2 pseudogenes are annotated in these 2,392 nt (G+C 32.1%); both read left to right on the top strand.

Features of this window, described 5'->3' with window-relative positions:
- Positions 1–654 (top strand): annotated as a pseudogene (locus tag ACFIL2_RS05200) (type ISP restriction/modification enzyme); the annotation flags it as partial.
- A gap of 1,218 nt (positions 655–1,872) precedes the next feature.
- A pseudogene (locus ACFIL2_RS05195) lies at positions 1,873–2,392 on the top strand (hypothetical protein); the annotation flags it as partial.

The following is a 2,392-nucleotide window of genomic DNA, read 5'->3' as shown; positions in this document are numbered from 1 at the left end:
TGCCATTACTGATGAAGGATTAGCACATTTTAAAGCTGCTTATCCGAATGAAATAATCACTAAAGATGATTTGTTCTATTACGTTTATGGTCTTTTGCATTCGGAAGATTACCGTGCTCGTTATGCTGATAACCTCTCTAAAGAATTGCCTCGTATCCCTTGCGTAAAAACTGCTGATGATTTTTGGAAGTTTGTGACAGCAGGGCGTGAACTGGGTCATTTGCACATGAATTATGAAACTGTAGAACCTTATCCCGTGACCTTTAAAAAGGGCAATCCAAAATTTACAGAGATCTCTAATCCAGAAAAGTTTTATTATGTGACTGAAATGAATTCGCAAAAATTAAGGATAGTAAGAAAAAGGATAAAACCACTGTTATTTATAATAGCAATATCATCATCACAGATATCCCTCTTGAAGCTTATGAGTATATCGTCAATGGCAAGCCTGCTCTTGAATGGATTATGGGGCGTCAATGCGTTAAGACTGATAAGAAGAGCGGCATTGTCAATGATGCCAATCGCTATGCTGTTGAAACCGTTGGTAACCCTGCCTACCCTCTAGAGTTGTTTCAAAGGGTTATTACGGTAAGTTTAGAGACAATGAAAATCGTAAAAAACTTACCAAAATTGGAAATAAGAGAAACTGAATAACTTATAAAGCATGCTCACATAATGGGTATGATAAACGCATAAGGGGTATAGAGCTTATAACCATAATCTATACCCCCTTTATACATTGCTTACATATAATCTTAATATGCGTTATTCTAAAAAGAAATCATTTGCACTTTTAGATACTCTTATTTGGATTGCCTTTAAGAGATTATACCGTAATTTAAAATGATAGCTTTATCCTTTTCAAAAGCTTTGTTTAAAGAGGGTTATGTATATTCATTTTCTTATATTACTTATAGGTTTTGAAGGTTTCCCCCCCCCAAAAACCTTACAAAACATAGAGCATTAGTTGAATTTATAGGTTGTACTATTGATATAGGTTGTTTTTTTGAAAAATTGATAAAAATAATATATTGAAATATAATGATTTTAATTTTCTCTCATTTAAAAAAAATGATATAGGTTCTAAAAAGAACTGACAAGACTGACAAAAGTTTATTAAAAGGGATTTTGCTCATCTCTATAATGATTAGTTTCTATTGAGATGTTTTCATAACAGACAATAAATCGCAATTATCCTATTTATCATTTCTCTTATGAAAATGAAAAATGATGCCATGGCTATAAAGAACATAACAGCTATAGAGAATACAAAAATGCAAATGAAATCGTTTGTTATAAAGACAGTCCCTATAAAAGGCTGTTAAGTCTAAAATGTGTTATTAAAAGAAATTAACAGAAATCTTAAAAATCATTTAGTGACAAAATTGATAGGTTATAAAGTTTAAAATACGCATTATGAGAGCGTTTCTAAATATTATAAATGTATAGATTCAGAAAATAACGCAATCGTTTCATAAAACCTATAATATAGCTTTAAAAGCATATAAATATAAAAGAAGCAATTAATAAGCATAAGATATTATCAATACATAACGTATTTAAAAAATAAAAAAAACATAAAAAAGATAAAATATTGTTTGACAATAAATACGTATTTTGTTATATAAATACTCAAGTGCTGAAAACACTTAATAACTAGCGGGTAGGTTACGATACGACCTCTCCCATGTCTTTTAAATACTGACTTTCTTTTATGCTTTTGTTAGTATATGAGAGCTTTGTCGGGTGTGGTCATACCATACAATACTCTTTTATGAGAAAAGTGTGACGACGGACTAGTTACCGTGTTTTCAACGCCCGGCGCTCTTATAGAGTGTCAATTGAAAACTTTAAATAACTAGGAATCTTAGTATGAAAAATATCTCAAACAACACCCCCGTTATCTCTAATATTGCAAATGAAACCGCGTCTGTTAATCAACAAGAGCCTGCAAAAAAATATGAATTTATTGATGATTGTGAATATATCGATGGTCATTTCTTAACTCGAATTAGAGCCTNTATCTCATGAAGGTAATTGCTGGGTGTATAATAAAGCTCGGGTCTTTCAAAATGCACGCGTCTTTGGAAATGCTAAAGTAAAAAGCTTTTTTGTTGATGTCTATGGTAATGCTCAAATTTATGGGAATGCTATTTTTGAAGGTATGACATTAAAGGACAATGCAAAGCTGTCTGGTAATGCGCATGCTAACAACGCCGTTGTAATTGAAGGCAATGCACAAATTTATGATAACGCCCGTGTCACTGATCATGCTCATATTTCTGATAATGCTGTCATTTGTGATGATGCCCATGTCGGAGGCAATGCAAAAATAAGTGGCTCTGCTTACATTTGTGATGAATCACGTGTTTTTGATGATGCCGTTATTTGT

Source organism: Bartonella sp. AP30XZML (assembly GCF_042195945.1).
Taxonomy (GTDB): Bacteria; Pseudomonadota; Alphaproteobacteria; order Rhizobiales; family Rhizobiaceae; genus Bartonella.
Note: the sequence above shows the minus strand (reverse complement) of the source record. Positions and strands in the feature narration are given on the sequence as shown.